The organism is Shewanella avicenniae (assembly GCF_017354945.1).
Taxonomy (GTDB): domain Bacteria; phylum Pseudomonadota; class Gammaproteobacteria; order Enterobacterales; family Shewanellaceae; genus Shewanella; species Shewanella avicenniae.
In genome coordinates this window covers 1,963,275-1,978,888 of record NZ_CP071503.1, presented here as the reverse complement: position 1 = coordinate 1,978,888, position 15,614 = coordinate 1,963,275, and the positions used below count along the sequence as shown (strand labels likewise).

General features: G+C 48.5%; 14 protein-coding genes. 7 read left to right on the top strand and 7 right to left on the bottom strand.

The features are described from left to right. Positions 1-37: 37 nt before the first annotated feature. The 4 genes from cmoA (at position 38) to JYB87_RS08740 (ending at position 4,455) form a co-directional block, all read left to right on the top strand. Entirely contained in the window at positions 38-769 is a 732-nt protein-coding gene (gene cmoA, locus JYB87_RS08755) for a carboxy-S-adenosyl-L-methionine synthase CmoA (RefSeq protein ID WP_207356456.1), read from the top strand. Then, positions 766-1,734: a tRNA 5-methoxyuridine(34)/uridine 5-oxyacetic acid(34) synthase CmoB gene (gene cmoB, locus JYB87_RS08750; protein WP_207356455.1), complete on the top strand. Its 969-nt coding sequence runs from the start codon at positions 766-768 to the stop codon at positions 1,732-1,734. Before cmoA ends, cmoB begins: the two co-directional genes overlap by 4 nt. Before the next feature lie 65 nt (positions 1,735-1,799). Further along, entirely contained in the window at positions 1,800-3,449 is a 1,650-nt protein-coding gene (locus JYB87_RS08745; protein ID WP_207356454.1) for a hypothetical protein, read from the top strand. Between the two features lie 97 nt (positions 3,450-3,546). Then, positions 3,547-4,455 (top strand): LysR family transcriptional regulator, encoded by a 909-nt coding sequence (locus tag JYB87_RS08740; protein WP_207356453.1) that lies wholly within the window; start codon positions 3,547-3,549, stop codon positions 4,453-4,455. Here the strand turns inward: JYB87_RS08740 and JYB87_RS08735 are convergent. The 3 genes from JYB87_RS08735 to JYB87_RS08725 form a co-directional block, all read right to left on the bottom strand. Next, complete coding sequence (locus JYB87_RS08735) at positions 4,452-5,591, bottom strand: putative metalloprotease CJM1_0395 family protein (protein WP_207356452.1); 1,140 nt, start codon at positions 5,589-5,591, stop codon at positions 4,452-4,454. The genes JYB87_RS08740 and JYB87_RS08735 overlap by 4 nt on opposite strands. A 103-nt stretch (positions 5,592-5,694) precedes the next feature. Continuing rightward, positions 5,695-5,964, bottom strand: coding sequence for a chemotaxis protein (locus tag JYB87_RS08730; RefSeq protein WP_207356451.1), 270 nt, complete (start codon positions 5,962-5,964; stop codon positions 5,695-5,697). A 138-nt stretch (positions 5,965-6,102) separates the two neighbouring features. Further along, positions 6,103-6,660 carry a hypothetical protein gene (locus tag JYB87_RS08725; protein ID WP_207356450.1) on the bottom strand — a complete coding sequence of 186 codons (558 nt, stop codon included), beginning with the start codon at positions 6,658-6,660 and terminating at the stop codon, positions 6,103-6,105. Between the two features lie 526 nt (positions 6,661-7,186). Between JYB87_RS08725 and trhA the strand changes: the two genes are divergently transcribed. Then, positions 7,187-7,852: a PAQR family membrane homeostasis protein TrhA gene (gene trhA / locus JYB87_RS08720; RefSeq protein ID WP_207356449.1), complete on the top strand. Its 666-nt coding sequence runs from the start codon at positions 7,187-7,189 to the stop codon at positions 7,850-7,852. Positions 7,853-7,870: 18 nt separating this feature from the next. Here trhA and JYB87_RS08715 read toward each other — a convergent pair whose 3' ends face one another. The 3 genes from JYB87_RS08715 to imuA are packed head-to-tail and all read right to left on the bottom strand — an operon-like array spanning position 7,871 to position 13,448. Then, positions 7,871-10,981, bottom strand: coding sequence for an error-prone DNA polymerase (locus tag JYB87_RS08715; protein ID WP_207356448.1), 3,111 nt, complete (start codon positions 10,979-10,981; stop codon positions 7,871-7,873). Next, positions 10,982-12,628, bottom strand: coding sequence for a Y-family DNA polymerase (locus tag JYB87_RS08710; protein ID WP_207356447.1), 1,647 nt, complete (start codon positions 12,626-12,628; stop codon positions 10,982-10,984). Then, entirely contained in the window at positions 12,621-13,448 is an 828-nt protein-coding gene (gene imuA / locus JYB87_RS08705) for a translesion DNA synthesis-associated protein ImuA (RefSeq protein ID WP_207356446.1), read from the bottom strand. Before imuA ends, JYB87_RS08710 begins: the two co-directional genes overlap by 8 nt. A gap of 139 nt (positions 13,449-13,587) precedes the next feature. Between imuA and JYB87_RS08700 the strand changes: the two genes are divergently transcribed. Next, positions 13,588-13,956 (top strand): MGMT family protein, encoded by a 369-nt coding sequence (locus JYB87_RS08700; protein ID WP_228729978.1) that lies wholly within the window; start codon positions 13,588-13,590, stop codon positions 13,954-13,956. Positions 13,957-13,969: 13 nt separating this feature from the next. Continuing rightward, positions 13,970-14,707: a DUF3108 domain-containing protein gene (locus tag JYB87_RS08695; protein ID WP_228729977.1), complete on the top strand. Its 738-nt coding sequence runs from the start codon at positions 13,970-13,972 to the stop codon at positions 14,705-14,707. Here the strand turns inward: JYB87_RS08695 and JYB87_RS08690 are convergent. Then, on the bottom strand, positions 14,636-15,451 hold the full coding sequence (locus JYB87_RS08690; RefSeq protein WP_207356445.1) for a class II glutamine amidotransferase: 816 nt from the start codon (positions 15,449-15,451) through the stop codon (positions 14,636-14,638). The genes JYB87_RS08695 and JYB87_RS08690 overlap by 72 nt on opposite strands. Positions 15,452-15,614 lie beyond the last annotated feature (163 nt).

Here is a 15,614-nt window from a genome sequence, read left to right as displayed (position 1 = left end):
GTAAAATACGCCGGTTTTCGATTTTAAGTACCTATCCATGCATTCTTCCCAAGACAATATTTACGCGACTGCTTTAGACAAAGTCGCTGACTTCGTATTCGATGATCGCGTCGCTGGTGTATTCAGCGACATGATTAAGCGTTCTGTGCCTGGCTACGCGCAAATCGTTGCCGGTATTGGTGATTTTGCCGGTCAATTTGCCGAGCCGAACACACGCCTTTATGACTTAGGCTGTTCGTTGGGTGCTTCAACCCTGAGCATGCGCCGCCATATTGCTGAGCGCGGTTGTAGTATCACGGCTGTGGATAATTCTGCAGCCATGATTGAACGTTGTCGTGAACATCTGAATGCTTACGTGAGCGATACGCCAGTGGAATTGGTCTGTGCCGACATTCGCGATATCGACATTGAAAATGCCTCATTTGTGGTGCTTAACTTCACCCTACAGTTTTTGCCGCCTGAAGATCGTGACGCGCTGCTGAAAAAGATCTATCAAGGGTTGCGCCCCGGTGGGGCATTAATATTGTCAGAGAAGTTGCGTTTCAGCGACGATGTGATTCAGCAAGTTATTGATAAACAGCACCTCGATTTCAAACGTGCTAATGGCTACAGCGAACTGGAAATCAGCCAAAAACGCAGTGCAATTGAAAACGTGATGAAAACAGACACGCTCGAAATACATCAACAACGCTTCGCAAATGCCGGATTCCGCCATCACAGTGTGTGGTTCCAATGTTTTAATTTTGCCTCAATGGTGGCGGTCAAGTGATTAGTTTTACCCGTTTTTATAAAGATATTGCCGAAAATCAATTGCAGGGTTGGTTAGAACATCTCCCGACAAAACTGGCAGCATGGCAACGCGAGCACAAGCATGGCGCCTTACCTAAATGGGAAAAGGTACTCGCCAAACTTAACTACCCCGCGCCCGATACAATCGACTTCAAAACGTCAGTCACTATCGGTAGTGGCGAACAGTTGGCCGAAGGCCCAAAAGAAAAATTAGAGAACTTATTACAGCTACTGCATCCATGGCGTAAAGGGCCGTTTTATGTTCATGGGATCCATATCGATACTGAGTGGCGTTCCGATTGGAAATGGGATCGGGTGTCTCCCCACATTTCACCGTTAGCAAATCGCACAGTGCTCGATGTGGGCTGTGGCAGCGGCTATCACATGTGGCGGATGTACGGTGAAGGGGCAAAATTTGTGGTGGGCGTTGATCCATCATCACTATTTTTGTGCCAGTTCGAAGCGATAAAGCGCCTAGCGGGTGAAGATCATCCGGTGCATCTATTACCGCTCGGTATTGAAGAACTACCGGCATACGATGCATTTGACACTGTGTTCTCAATGGGCGTGCTCTATCACCGTAAATCCCCTATCGAACACTTACTGCAATTGCGTGATCAACTGCGTGACGGCGGGGAACTGGTGTTAGAAACCTTAGTGGTCGAGGGCGATGAAACCACAGTGCTGGTACCCAATGATCGCTACGGCAAAATGAACAACGTATGGTTTATTCCATCGGTCGCAGCGCTTGAACTGTGGCTTAAAAAATGTGAATTCAAAGACGTGCGTTGTGTTAACTTGGACGTAACGTCGCTGGATGAACAACGTTCAACTGGCTGGATGCGCAATGAATCTTTGGTGGATTTTCTTGATCCTAATAACCCTGAATTGACCGTTGAGGGACATGCCGCACCGCGCCGAGCAACCATTATTGCCACAAAATAGCCCAACAACACCGACAAGGACGCTTAATGGGGATTGGACGACATACGCACACAGTGAGATTGATAATGTTCGTCCTATGCCTGTGGTTTGGCATGGGCGCAACATTGCCCAAAGCGTATGCCGAACAACTCGATGCAGTGTCTTTGTTTGTGAATCAATGTTTGGATTATAGCGAGCAATTCACGCCTGATTTTAATAGTGCCACCGCACTTGAACGTAACACCATCGGCTTACAAAACCTTGCCGATAGGCTGCAGTATTATCGACACTTTCAGCTGTCGAATGATGATAACGAGTGGCTGCTGCAATGCCAATTATCAGTTGCCGATGCGATTAATCGCTTGCTCAATGCTCCACAGATGCCCGCCTTCATTGCACAGCAGACTGCTTCAAATTCACCGCAGTTATCCGCGCTTGCCAAACGCTATCAATTTCTGCGTTCACAACAGTTTGATGCTCAGCAAAAACTCAAGTTAGCCACGCTGCAAGCAGCGGTTAAACAGCGCCTCAAAAGTGCCAATTTCGCTATCGAATTGGCTGAATGCGCCCTCGTTACAGATGGTGACCCTGAACGTCATCAGCCGTTAGCGTCGTCGATTGCGCAATATATGTTAAATCAATCTGATAGCAACTGTCGCATGCAAGTGTGGCAAGCCTATCAAGCGCGCGCGGTTGATTATGTAAAAGCGGATATCAATACATTAACTGAAATCCAGCAGCAACAAGCGAGCAGCCAAGGTTTTAGTCATTATGTTGATGCTGCGTTTAGTCACACCTTATTAGGCTCTGCTGATTCAGCGGCAGCTTTTTTAGCCGCTATCGTTCAGCCAATCAATGTTGCCCCTTGGAACATTGGCCAACAGTTAAAGATTGCACCTAAAGCTGAATTTTCATCATTAACTCGCACGGACTATATTCAACAGCTCACAGGACAACTGCAGCGATTAGGCATTACATTACAAGCAGTTGATGAAAATTGGCTGCGGCTATGGCACCAACAACGTTACTTGGGCGATGTGATGCTGTCGGAGGGGCGTCCAGAGGCGCTTTTGTTGCGCTATGCCGTCGTTGGCCAACAAACTGGGATCGCCCGGTTAAACCTTCCCGCCCAACTCAGTAATATTGCGGCACTACAGCAAGCGAATCATGCCGTTGCCGAAATCGTGGGCATGATGGCCGCCAGTGGTCAGTTTTATTTGATTAATAATCTTGAAACAGAGCAGGATAGCAATCAACTCGGGACGCTGTGGCTAAACGAATATCTTAATCAACAATTTCACGCTGAATTTCCAAACGGCACTAGAGAAGCCTTGTTCGCCCAATACCAAACCCAGTTTGAGCGACTCAAAGCGATAGCTGCCCTTTCGCTCTACCGACCTAAGCTTTCAGTCAATCTACAACAAGATTTTGCCAACGTATTTGGCAGCGAATGGCCACAGGCCGATATTCTGCCCTACACATTTATCGGCGTCAGCGAGTCGGGGCCGTTATATCTAGCGCAGCTGTTTCAGCGCCAATTGGCGCGGGCGCTGACGCTTGAAACAGAAACTTGCGACGCGGCAAAGGTGTTTAGCACCTTAGTCGTTAATGAGCCACAAGATGATCTACGGGTTATCGTAGAACATATCTGGCCCGATGGCGGTATTCAGCAGTTTATTCGCCAATTCAACCATGGTGAATATTCCCCTTCATTATCAACACAATGCCAATTTTGAATCGCTGATTTTTTCATCACAAAGCGTTAGCTAATCGTTGAATTATTCGATTTTGTAGCGCATTATCTGCCCAAAGAATTCGATAAATTCGTAGATAATGCACAGACCTAAATCCACCCTTGAACAATGGCGTATTTTGCAAGCGGTCGTCGATTTTGGCGGCTATGCCCAAGCTGCAGACCATCTCAGTAAAAGCCAATCGTCACTTAACCATGCGGTTGCCAAGTTGCAATCACAACTGGGGATCCAGTTACTGGAAGTGAAAGGTCGAAAAGCCTATCTCACTGAGCAGGGTGAAGTCTTGCTGCGTCGTTCCCGCCATCTCACTCAAACAGTGAATGAATTGGAGCAATTGGCCAGCAATCTTGAGCAAGGTTGGGAGCCTTCGCTAATTATCGCGCGCGAGTTGGTATATCCGATGGAGTTGCTGACCAATGCCCTCGCCACCTTCTTGCCAGAAAGCCGTGGTACGCGCATTACTGTTGTCGATACCGTTATCAACGGCACCAGCGAACTCATCGTCAATAATCAGGTCGACTTGGCCATATGTGGTGTGCCACCCAAAGGCTATATTGCCGAGCCTTTGTGCGATCTTGAATTTCATCTGGTATGTCACCGCGATCACCCTTTGGCTCAGATGGGCGAGTTAGAAGACGATCGTGAACTAGCGCAACATCTGCAAATTGTGATTAAAGACACTGGCGTTAATCCCACACAAGAAATTGGTTGGCTCAAAGCTGAGCAGCGTTGGACGGTAAGTAACTTCCATGAAGCCAAAGTGATTCTGAGTAAAGGTATTGGATTTTGCTGGGTGCCAGAACACCTCATTCAAGATGAAATTCAATCGGGACAGCTGGTGCGCTTAAAAATGAAAGGAGCAAGTACGCGTCGCATCGTACTCACCCTCGTTGTACCACAACGTGATAACCAAGGGCCTGCGAGTAAATTGCTCGAATCGTTGATTTTGGCGCAGCACACTGAAGCGACAGAGCCGTTGCTAGTTTAACTTGGTGTTGAATAGGCTTCGTTCTGCAACATACGTGCAGCCGTCGCGTTTTCTAGTTCAGCGTTAGGAATTGTGAAATTTTCCAAATCAGTATTAGTTTCAGTGACTGACGGATTAAGCTTTGACATGACTAACGCTAACCCCATCGGGTAACGTTGTTTACGCCAAGCGTTATTAACGTTGTCAGCCTGATTCTGCACTAATTTAGCTTCAGTATCGGTTATGCCTTCCGCGGCTTTTATGGCACTGGTCGATTTTTCGATTCTTAACTCAGCCGCTTGTGCTTTCGCTTCGTTGTACTTGCGCATTGCTTCAGCGGCAACCCGCAGATCAGCACTGGAAGGCTCCATCGGCGCCATCGCCGCCGCATACACTTGCTGCATTTTACGCATGGTAGCTTCTGGGTTACCGTGAACGACAGATACATCAATCTGCACTTCACCATCGACGGCGTAACGCCGTCCATCGGGGCCACTCTCAAAGGTTAAGTTAGGCTGTCCGGCATAAATTCCACCAGTGGCAGCATGGGCCTGCTCATGTGCTCTGACTTCGGCATCACGACTTTCAAGTTGCGCTATTTCTTGCTGCTGTTCTGGATATTCACTGTCACCGCTAACCGAAGCTTTAGTGGTTGAATCAGCTTCTGTCTCATCGGTTGGGTTGTCACCCGACACATCGGCGCTGTCGCTCCCATTATCCGTGTCACCAAACACCGAAACAACGTCTTGAGCATCCACATTTGCCACAACAAGTGAACTGCTAGGTTCTGTAATATTAGCGACAACACTTGAAGCGGTATCACTCGCAGCAACTTGTAAACCCGCAGCACCTAAAAAACCCTTGGTCATACTGACAAGCGCACTGCGTGATTGCGCTGAGTTTACGCTAGTTGGCGTGGATACTTTCGAGTTAGCCTGTAATGCGACAGGGGACGATACGCCGGTAGAATTAACAACCGCTGTGTCATGAGTCTGGCTGAAGTTCAGGCTTACGTTCTGACTTAGATTCTGGCTTTGGTTGTGACTTGGGGGCGAATGGGGAACAGCGGGGGCTTGATTAGCCGATAAGTTAGCAGTGGTTTGTGAAGACCCCCTAATTGATTGAATAGGTTGAGTAAACGTTGGGATTGAAGACACAGCTTGGCTGGGTGAACTAGACTTGGCTGGCTCACTGATTGCTCGCCGGACACCAAACTCTGTCAGTGTCGGCGCATTTCCGTTAGAAAGCGCCGAAACCACATTAAACCTCTATATCGATGATACTACCGACAGTTTCATTCGCACGGTCAATCACATTTACCGCTGCTTCACCTTGCTGTTGTGACGCCATGGCAGAAACTAAAGCACCAGTTTTATCCGTGGATTGGGCGGCTTCGGTAGCTTGCAGAGTCGCAGTTTCAGACTGCTCATTTTCTGTTGGTCGTGCGACATCAACAGTGGCTTGAGTTAAGCCGTTTTGCGCACTTTGCAGTCCTTGCACACCAGCATAAAACGCAGATTGAATTTGCATATATCACTCCTTGCTGAATCAATGCCGAAAATGAAGTTTGGCGTTAATACACTTCACTTTCTAAGCACTATATTGATTGATTAATTATTGTGCAAAGCCTGGTAAAAGTACAGTCTCAATAAAAGTTGTAGCGATTTTTTAGTGACGATGTTGATTGATCCGATTTTTTAATACGGCATCAAATAGCTTTTCGTCGTCGGTCTTGCCACATTTGAATGCAAATCCCAAATTCTCCGCATCGGGATTGAGCTGCGTTGGGGTTTTGACGACTCGGTAACAAGTGTTGACGTGCTTAACAATGCGATTGGGGTCTAACGCCAAATCCAGCGTGCCACTGCGCTCTGCCAAAGGCGTTTGAGGCAAAGTTAAGTGAGGCGGCGTTGCGGTGATTTCACTATCACTACGATAGTTTGTCTTGTTATCAGCATAGCGCTCACTCAAATGAGTCAGCGCTTCATTGCTTTGCTGCTGCAGATAATTTGCCGTTGCCATGTCAATGTCAGTTGCGCTAGAAGGCGTTGTCAGGTTGGAGCTGAAAGCTTGACCGGCAGTAGCAGCTTCGCGGTGAGTTTTTGGGTGCTTAAAGGGCTTCGGCTTGACTGCTGTGACTGATTTCTTCGTCTCAGCAACAGCTATTGGACTAGGTTCTGCCGTTTCAGGCGTTAGCTGCAAATGAACTTGTTCGGCTGCAGACATTGCTGGTGTCGTTTTTGGTGTGTTGGCTGGAGCTTGATACAAAAACGAGTGAATTATTTTAGGCACTAATAGCTGTGGAGTTCCGACTGACGGCACAGAAAAAGAAACGCTGTTAAGCAATAACATGAACAGCGACAGATGAAGCAATAGTGCGGGTAGTAGAAATCGCCATAGGGCATGAATTGGCTCGCGCGGGAGACAATTTTCAGCAAGTGTGCTGCGGTCGGCAGAGTGCAGCGTTAAAGATGTCATGCATTCCTTGCATTATTAACGAGTTATACGCTTTGCTTTGATAAGAAAAAACGGTCATAGTTCATTTTGCGCGCAGTGAATTTGATGCAACACCGACTGGTTTTATGCTGTTCAGGTGGATGACACATTGCTATCTGCGCGTTTCTTCTAGCATAAATGTGAAATATCGCCCCCAAAATTAGCTTACAACTGTAAGCTAAAAATATAGCCTTAAGCTAACTTAGTTGATAGACTGTAATTCACTTGTCGCCACATTCTATTTTGTCACGTCATTATGGCCAATGCACAGGCTCTACCTCATTACACACCGGCTTACACACGTTCTGAAGAGTTAATAAATAGTATCTCGCACGGGATCGGTATTTTATTTGGGCTGGTAGGCTTGGTGCTGATGATCCACAAAAGTCATATGCAGCTCAGCACACTTCAGCTTACAGGTGTAATTTTGTATGGTAGCAGCTTTATTTTGCTATTTCTTTGCTCGACCCTGTATCACGGCATCTCCTCTCCCCATCTAAAAACGCGGCTAAAAATCCTCGACCATTGTGCAATCTACCTGCTTATCGCCGGCACCTACACGCCTTTGATGCTAATTTCGCTGCACGATACTGAAACTGAATGGGTTCTCGCGGCCATTTGGGGGTTAGCGGCCAGTGGGGTGATCTTTAAAAGCTTTTTTGTGCATCGCTTTAAACTGTTTAGCCTGAGCTTGTATCTGCTGATGGGCTGGCTATGCGTGGCGATTTTACCGCAACTGATTGCTAACCTCTCAGCTTCTGGGTTTTGGTTACTTATCTCTGGGGGGCTATGCTATAGCTTAGGCGTGCCCTTTTATGCCATTAAGCGTATTCCCTACAATCATGCGATTTGGCATCTGTTTGTGTTAGCGGGTGCAGTCTGTCATTTCCTATGTATCTACCTAACCGTTTTGCCACATTAATCGCCGTTCCAATTCAGTTTACTTAAAGTCACGTGAATGTACGCTAAGACTATCAAGTGCATGTGAAATATCGGTCAGTTGCCCGGCAATCACATGCATGACACCCGATGAAAACTCCACCACGCCACTGACTTTAAGAATCGTCGCTGCTAAAAATGGCCGACGTTGCGCTTTTGCGGTCGCGCTCCACACCACAACATTGGTATGTCCGGTTTCATCCTCAAGAGTGACAAAGGTGACACCGCTGGCGGTGCCGGGACGCTGTCGACCGACTACCAATCCTGCCACATGCACCACTTGCCCATGGCGACACTGCCACAGCGCATCAGCGGTTTGACAATGCGCTAATGCGCCCGCCTCACGCAGCAATGCTAAAGGATGGCGTCCTAATGTCAGCCCTGTTTGTTGATAATCTGCCAGCATCGCGGCCAACTCGGTCACTGCTGGTAATTCAACCTTTGGCTCTGCTATTTCTGCGTCAGCTAGCAAAGGCAAGGATAGTTGCTGACATGCAGCGAGCTGCCACCGAACTTGATGTCTATCTCCGCTCAAGTGGCTAAAAGCATTGGCACTGGCGAGCGCTTCTAGCTCATCACGGGCGATCCCAAGCCCCCCGACCTCTGTTAATGTCGAAAATGGCTGCCGCCGTGCTTTCAATAAAGTCTGCGCACTAGCATAACTCAAGCCTTTCACTAGCCGTAGGCCAAGCTGTAATGCTACGCCATGGTGCTCATCAACGGTGAGCGTACAATCCCACTCGCTGTGATTGACGCAGACAGACAGCACTTGGCCACCATGACGGCGAAGATCTTGAATCAATTGCGATGGACTGTAGAACCCCATTGGTTGGCTGTTGAGCAGCGCACAACAAAAGGCTTCTGGAAAATAGTATTTCAGGTAAGCAGAGACATATGCCAACAGGGCAAAACTGGCCGAATGAGATTCTGGAAAACCATACTCACCGAAGCCGCGGATCTGCTTAAAAATCTGCTGGGCAAACTGCTCACTGTAACCTCTTGCGGCCATGCCGGATTTTAACTTCTGCTCAAATTTTTCCAACTCACCGGAGCGCTTCCAGCTTGCCATAGCCCGACGCAATTGATCGGCTTCACCGCCAGAAAAACCCGCCGCAACCATCGCCAATTGGATCACTTGTTCTTGAAAGATGGGTACACCGAGAGTGCGCTGCAATACCTGCCGCACCTCATCGGATGGGTAATCAACTTGCTCTATACCGTCACGTCGACGTAAGTATGGATGCACCATATCCCCTTGAATGGGCCCTGGACGCACAATCGCGATTTGCACCACTAAGTCGTAGTAACAGGCTGGTTTCAGTCGTGGCAGCATCGAGGTTTGGGCGCGCGACTCCACCTGAAACACCCCCATACTATCGCCCTGCTGCAGCATGCGATACACCGCAGGATCTTCCCACACCACTTGGGGCAATGTCAGCGGTCGAAAATGCTGACTCACCAAGGCTAAACATTTGCGGATGGCCGTCAGCATGCCGAGCGCTAATACATCGACCTTGAGTAACCCTAGGCTCTCAAGATCGTCTTTATCCCATTGAATAACGGTGCGATCAGGCATGGCGGCATTTTCTATAGGAACTAGCTCAGCTAATGGCCCTGCTGAAATTATGAATCCGCCCACATGCTGCGATAAATGGCGCGGAAAGCCCATTAACCTTTGCACTAACGGTAATAACCAAGCTGCTGCGCCCTGTGTTGCTACCAACTGTTGCTGCGACAACTGCTGTTGCCAGTCGTGTTCGCTGTCGCGGCGATCAACCGCGGTCAGCAATTGCTCTATCCGTTGTTGATCAATCCCTAGTACTTTGCCCACATCACGCATAGCACTGCGAAACCGATAACTGATCACACTTGCGGCCAGCGCAGCTCGGTCACGGCCATACTTTTGGTAGATGTATTGGATCACCTCTTCGCGACGTTCATGCTCAAAATCCACATCAATATCGGGAGGCTCATGCCGTTCCTTTGAAATAAATCGTTCGAACAACATATTCACCTTAGTAGGGTCAACTTCGGTAATACCTAAGCAATAACAGACCACTGAGTTTGCCGCCGATCCCCGCCCCTGATGTAGAATTCGCTGTTGTTTGGCAAAAGTTACTAAGTCATAAATGGTGAGAAAGAAGTATTCGTAGCGTAATTCAATGATGATTTCTAGCTCACGCTGATACTGGTTTTGCACGCTTTCAGGCACATTGCCATCAAATCGTTTGATCGCGCCCTTGCGTACTTCTTGGGTTAGGTAGCTGGCAGCAGAAAAACCACTGGGCACCAGCTCAGCGGGATATTCATAGCGTAATTCTGTCAATGAAAAGTGACAGCGTGCGGCAATTTCTACAGTGTTTTTTAACCAATCTTCTGGGAAGCGCTTACGAATCACCTCAATTGGCTGCATCGCGGCTTCCGCATTTTGGCTCAACAAAGCTCCGGCAGAATGAATGTCACAGCCATGGCGAATACAACTTAACAGATCTAAGGTGCGTTGCTCAGTCTCGCAATGCATGCGAATATTGCCCGCGGCGACGCACGGCATCTTTACCCGTTGAGATAAGAGTTGTAAGGCGTCGATGTGCCAAGCATCACCCGCAACCAATTGCCGCTCAGCAAGCAGATAGCAATCTATCTTCAGCTGTTCACGCAGGCGTAAGGCCAACGCATGCCAGTTTGAACTCACATCAACAATGGTTTGTTCCGTCAAACGCCCTTCATTCGCACATTCGCTAAAACTCGGCGGACGCCACAAGCAAATACAGTGCACTAGTGTGGAAAAATCCTCTAACGACAGCTGATAGTGCCCTTTATCTACTCGCCGACGCCCCAGAGTGATCAGTTGGCTTAATCTGGCATAGCCTTGGCGATTTTCAGCTAACACCACCAACAGCCCTTCAGCCAGATGAAACTCAGCGCCGATGATCAATTTAATTTGATGCTGTAACGCCGCATCATGTGCCTTAACGCATCCAGCAAGCGAACACTCATCGGTCAGCGCGATTGCTTGGTATCCAAGCTGTGCCGCCTGCTCCACCAGCTCTTCAGGATGAGAAGCACTGCGCAAGAAACTGTAATTGGAGATGGCATGTAACTCGGCGTACATCTACGACATCCAGCCATGTAACCAAAGTGATTGCCCTTGACGAAACACCCAGCAGTAGCGTCCGGAATGATGCCGCGCAAGATAGTAATCTCGGGCTAACTCTTGAAACCAACCACAACAGACGCGCTCGGGTCCACGCAGTAGCACTAGCTCATCTTTGAAAATGGCTTCTGGCTCGGGCAGTAACCAAAGTGGCCGTAATGCCAAGGGTTGCGGCTGCTCCGAACTTTGTCGCGGCGGCCAACGTTCAATGGGCAGGCTCTGACCACTCAATTCCGGTAAGGGATGCGGTGAAAAATGTAAACGCCGCACCTTGTCATTCCCTAAGCGCGCCTGCAGCTTGGCTAACAGCTGTGCAAAAGGTTGCGTCACCTTATCTGCCGTGAGCGATGCAGCGGGAATATCAAGGCAGACAAAATGCTCCGCTAACAAGGTGATATCGGTGACGGGAGCAGGCAGTTGCACTCGTTCTAACTGCAGCCGACACAGCTTTAATAAGCCATCGGCACGATACTCGCCGAGCGGATAATCGATATCTAACCGCTGTGCTGGCCGCTCTTTACCACGGAATTGCAGTGTGATGCTGATCTGCCTTACCGCCAGTTGCCGCCCACGTAAGTAGTCCGCCAATTGCGTCAACATGGGCGACAACGGGAAGATAAGCCCTTGAATAAACGCCACATCGTGTGATAGCAACACCGACAACCGAAACGTTAGCGGTAACTCATAGGCTTGCCGCTGGCAGCTTATGCGTCCTTCGAGCAGCATCAACAAAGTGAGTAACTCTTGCCCAAAACGTTTACCGAGCTCAGCGCGCGGTAACGCCTGCAACTGCTGCCAACAGCTAATGCCCATGCTACTGAGCCGTTGCAATGTTTTTGCTGGCAGCGGCAATTGCTGCAGCGGAAGATCGTTCGGCAAAGCGCTGGCAACCGAGTGATAACCGCTTTCAGCCTCAGCAATCCCATGCTGCGCTATTGTTGAAGACATACCGCAATCGGTGTTCATTTTATAACGGGTTTGGCGCGGTGTAGACACTCGAGGCGCTTGATGCGCTCTCACTGCAACAGGTATCGGTTTACGGGCTAATACCGCCGCCTGCAACGGATGTTGGGCTAATGCCCAAGTGGCACGCAAGCCATAGTGCGCTAAACGCTGTTGATAGGCCGTGATGAACGCCGCTTGCCCCCCAAACAACTTCAGCATCGAGCCAACTTCCAGCACCAGTGTTTCTTGCGGCCAAATGTTTGATTGCGCCGTTTGCTGCAGCATGCTTTGGCGCGCATGAGAACTTCCCGTGTTTTTCACCTCATCGGCTAGGATCGCCGGCCAGATCCGCGCACTAAAATCATAGTGCCATTGACAAAGCCACTGCTGTAATCGTTGTTGGTCAACCTGTTGTTGCTCTGTGAGCTGTAAGGTGGGTAATAGCGCTTGCGCAGTCGTTACACTCAACCCTGCCACTACGCCCTCAACTGCTGCATTTGGGGAGGCTGCCACTATTTGATGAGTGTGCTTATCAAACAATGCTTGGGGTGGAAGTTCGCTATACACATCACCTATTGAATAGTGACCACAACCTTGACTCCAAGCATGGAACTGCAATAACAGCTGATGAAAATAAACCGCTAACCAACACTCAGCCATGCTGGAACTCAATCGAATGGCGGTCGTTTGCTGCGGTTAAACCCGACAAAGACTGTAACGACACAGTTTTTGCGGAATCGGTTGCGCTATTTACCACGCTCGTCACCATGCTATTCACCACGCTCGCCGTACTAGCCGTTGATTCTGTTGCTAGCTTAGCGCGCGCCAAACTCATGCGACGTAACAGCGGCACGGCTAGATCTGCCAAGTGAATATCACTTACTGGCCAACCACCTCTGCGTTTTAAAATCTGCAGATAGCACTCGCCTTGGGAGGTTTTTAACGCCAATTTTAAAGGTATCGGATGCTCATTGCCCGCACTGGTCAACGGCAACATACAAAAACCAAGGCAATTACCCTCTTCGGCAGCCAGTTGTAATCGCCTCGCCGCTTTCAGAGAAAGATTATCAAACCAGCCCAGCACCAAACCACAACTGCCACTGCGAAGCGCTTGTTCCATGGCCCATAAGGCTTCTTTCTCGAATGCGATGTCGAGCCAAACAAAGCGTTCAGGTGGAACACGCAACACTCGCAAAGCTTCGGGATTCAGCATATAGGGCGGTGCAATTATCAAAATGGGCGCATCTGTATCCATGCAAACAGATTCGATGATCGGTAATAATAAGCCTAACTCCCCTGCGCCAGCCCCATCACTGAGTAACTCACACACACCATGCGCTGGCCAGTAAGGTAGATGTGCTTGTAACTCATCAAATCCCGTTTGATAGCCTGATTGCAGTTGGCCATTGGCATGACCTAGCCACAAATCTTGTCGAGCCAGTAACGAAGAAATGGCAGCTTGGGAGTCAAGCGAATTCATAATCAACCTCAATACTGTATTTATATACAGTATATGCGTAAATATGAACTTGGCAAGTTGACCATATGCACGCTTTACCTCATCACAGCTTATTTCTTACAATCAGCAACTCACGATAACAGCCGCACAAAGCCAATTTATGTCTACTTTTTCTGATGAAAACGCGTCAACCTTATCGCCCATGCAGCGCATCTGGTGGGTCGTTGCGATGATCCCATCAGGTAGGGTTGCTAGTTATGGCATGGTGGCAGATATTGCCGGATTGCCCGGACGGGCACGTTATGTCTCACGCGCATTGCAACAAGCGCCAGCAACATTGACACTGCCTTGGCATCGAGTCATTAACGCTCAGGGCAAATTATCCTTCGCTAAAGATTCAGATGCCTATCGTGAACAAAGCCAACGACTACGCAGTGAAGGCATCTTACTGAACCAAGGGAAAATTTGTTGGTCTGATTATGGGTGGCAACCTGATATTGCTACCTTAGTGATGTCAGTGCCGTTCTAAAGAGGAATTTATATTGAAGCTGCAGCATATTTTAGCTTGTATCGCTTTATGGCCGTTGAGTGTTCTCGCAGACCATAACCCACTTGAACCGCAGATTGCGGAATACCATGTGCAATATGGCAGCATTGGTTTGGGCGATGCCCGTTTTGTGCTCGATGCGCCACAAGATAATACCTATAAATATGAGATGACCAGTAAGTTAAGCCTGTTGGTCGTGTCCGATGAACGTGAAATCACCAGTGAATTCAGCCGCAATGGGGATCAACTCATTCCGAACTTGTTTGAACATAAACGTACTGGCACAGGTTCAGATTTTACCGAGCAGATCCGCTTTGCCAAAGAGTTAGGCAAAGTGTTTACCGTGTATAAAGCGAAGAACAAAACCTTGGATTACCAAGGCACGCTGTACGATGCCATGATGGTGCAATTACAGTTTCGGCTTGATTTAAGCTTGGGGAAACCCGAGTTTGCCTACGACATGGTGAAAGATAACAAGTTTAACGACTATCGATTTCACAACCATGGCGTAGAAAGCGTTATTGTTGAAGGTCATAAATATCAAGCCGTTAAGCTTGAAGTTCAGCGCGACACCGATAAGCGTCGCACGGTTGTATGGATGGCGCCTGATTTAGGTTATCTTCCAGTGAAATTTATTCATCAGAAAAAAGGCGATAGTGCATTACAGCTGACACTCACTCGGGCTCAGTTTGGTAGCACAACCTTCAGCGATGATCTCGCCGAGGCGAAATAACTTCCACTCACTCGGCTGCATGATGTACCAATCTTCATTGTTGGTCAGCGGACGGGTGGCTATGACAGACACCACATCATTGGGTGTGGTTTCTGTATCAAAATCAATCACCACATCTGTATCAATCAATTTAGCCTTACCAAAAGGTGCACAGCGGGTAATGTAGCTGAGATTATTGCTACAGAAACACATCAGAAAATCACCGTCAGAGATAATCAGGTTAAACACCCCTAACTGCCGAACATCATCGGCAAGCTGTGCGATGAACTCAAAGACTGGCTGCATATCGACCGGCGGTATATCGCCAAACTGCTGCACGACCTGCTCCAATATCCAACAAAATGCCATTTCGCTATCGGTGCTACCTACGGGTTGAAAGCGCTTGGTGGCGAATTTCTCCATGTAATCACTGAGCTGGCCATTATGGGCATAAGTCCAATAGCGCCCCCATAACTCACGACTGAAGGGGTGGGTATTTTCCAGCGCCACGCAGCCACGATTGGCTTGACGGATATGGCTAATCACCACTTCACTTTTGATGGGATAAGACTTTATGAGCTTAGCAATATGCGACTGACTACTAGGCGCGGCATCTTTAAAGGTTCGACTACCCTTGCCTTCGTAAAACGTGATGCCCCAACCATCAACGTGCGGTCCAGTCACGCCACCCCGCTCGACCAATCCGGTAAAGCTAAACACGATATCCGTAGGCACATTTGCACTCATCGCCAACAACTCACACATGGTAACTACATTCCCCCAAAACCAATGCTGCTGCACATTGTAGCGATTTCAGTGATTAATGGAAAAATTAAGATGCGACTAAAGATTCAAACAATTGTTTGAAAATTGCTTGAGTTCACAGAATTTGTCTATTAACTTTATCTAAAGAGAGGTCTGACCAGCT

Excerpts from the sequence above, each read along its gene's own strand:
- cmoA (WP_207356456.1), top strand. The coding sequence starts at position 38 with ATGCATTCTTCCCAAGACAATATTTACGCGACTGCTTTAGACAAAGTC.
- JYB87_RS08745 (WP_207356454.1), top strand. The coding sequence starts at position 1,800 with ATGTTCGTCCTATGCCTGTGGTTTGGCATGGGCGCAACATTGCCCAAA.
- JYB87_RS08740 (WP_207356453.1), top strand. The coding sequence starts at position 3,547 with ATGCACAGACCTAAATCCACCCTTGAACAATGGCGTATTTTGCAAGCG.
- JYB87_RS08730 (WP_207356451.1), bottom strand. The coding sequence starts at position 5,964 with ATGCAAATTCAATCTGCGTTTTATGCTGGTGTGCAAGGACTGCAAAGT.
- JYB87_RS08725 (WP_207356450.1), bottom strand. The coding sequence starts at position 6,660 with ATGTCTGCAGCCGAACAAGTTCATTTGCAGCTAACGCCTGAAACGGCA.
- trhA (WP_207356449.1), top strand. The coding sequence starts at position 7,187 with ATGGCCAATGCACAGGCTCTACCTCATTACACACCGGCTTACACACGT.
- JYB87_RS08715 (WP_207356448.1), bottom strand. The coding sequence starts at position 10,981 with ATGTACGCCGAGTTACATGCCATCTCCAATTACAGTTTCTTGCGCAGT.
- JYB87_RS08710 (WP_207356447.1), bottom strand. The coding sequence starts at position 12,628 with ATGGCTGAGTGTTGGTTAGCGGTTTATTTTCATCAGCTGTTATTGCAG.
- imuA (WP_207356446.1), bottom strand. The coding sequence starts at position 13,448 with ATGAATTCGCTTGACTCCCAAGCTGCCATTTCTTCGTTACTGGCTCGA.
- JYB87_RS08700 (WP_228729978.1), top strand. The coding sequence starts at position 13,588 with ATGTCTACTTTTTCTGATGAAAACGCGTCAACCTTATCGCCCATGCAG.
- JYB87_RS08690 (WP_207356445.1), bottom strand. The coding sequence starts at position 15,451 with ATGTGTGAGTTGTTGGCGATGAGTGCAAATGTGCCTACGGATATCGTG.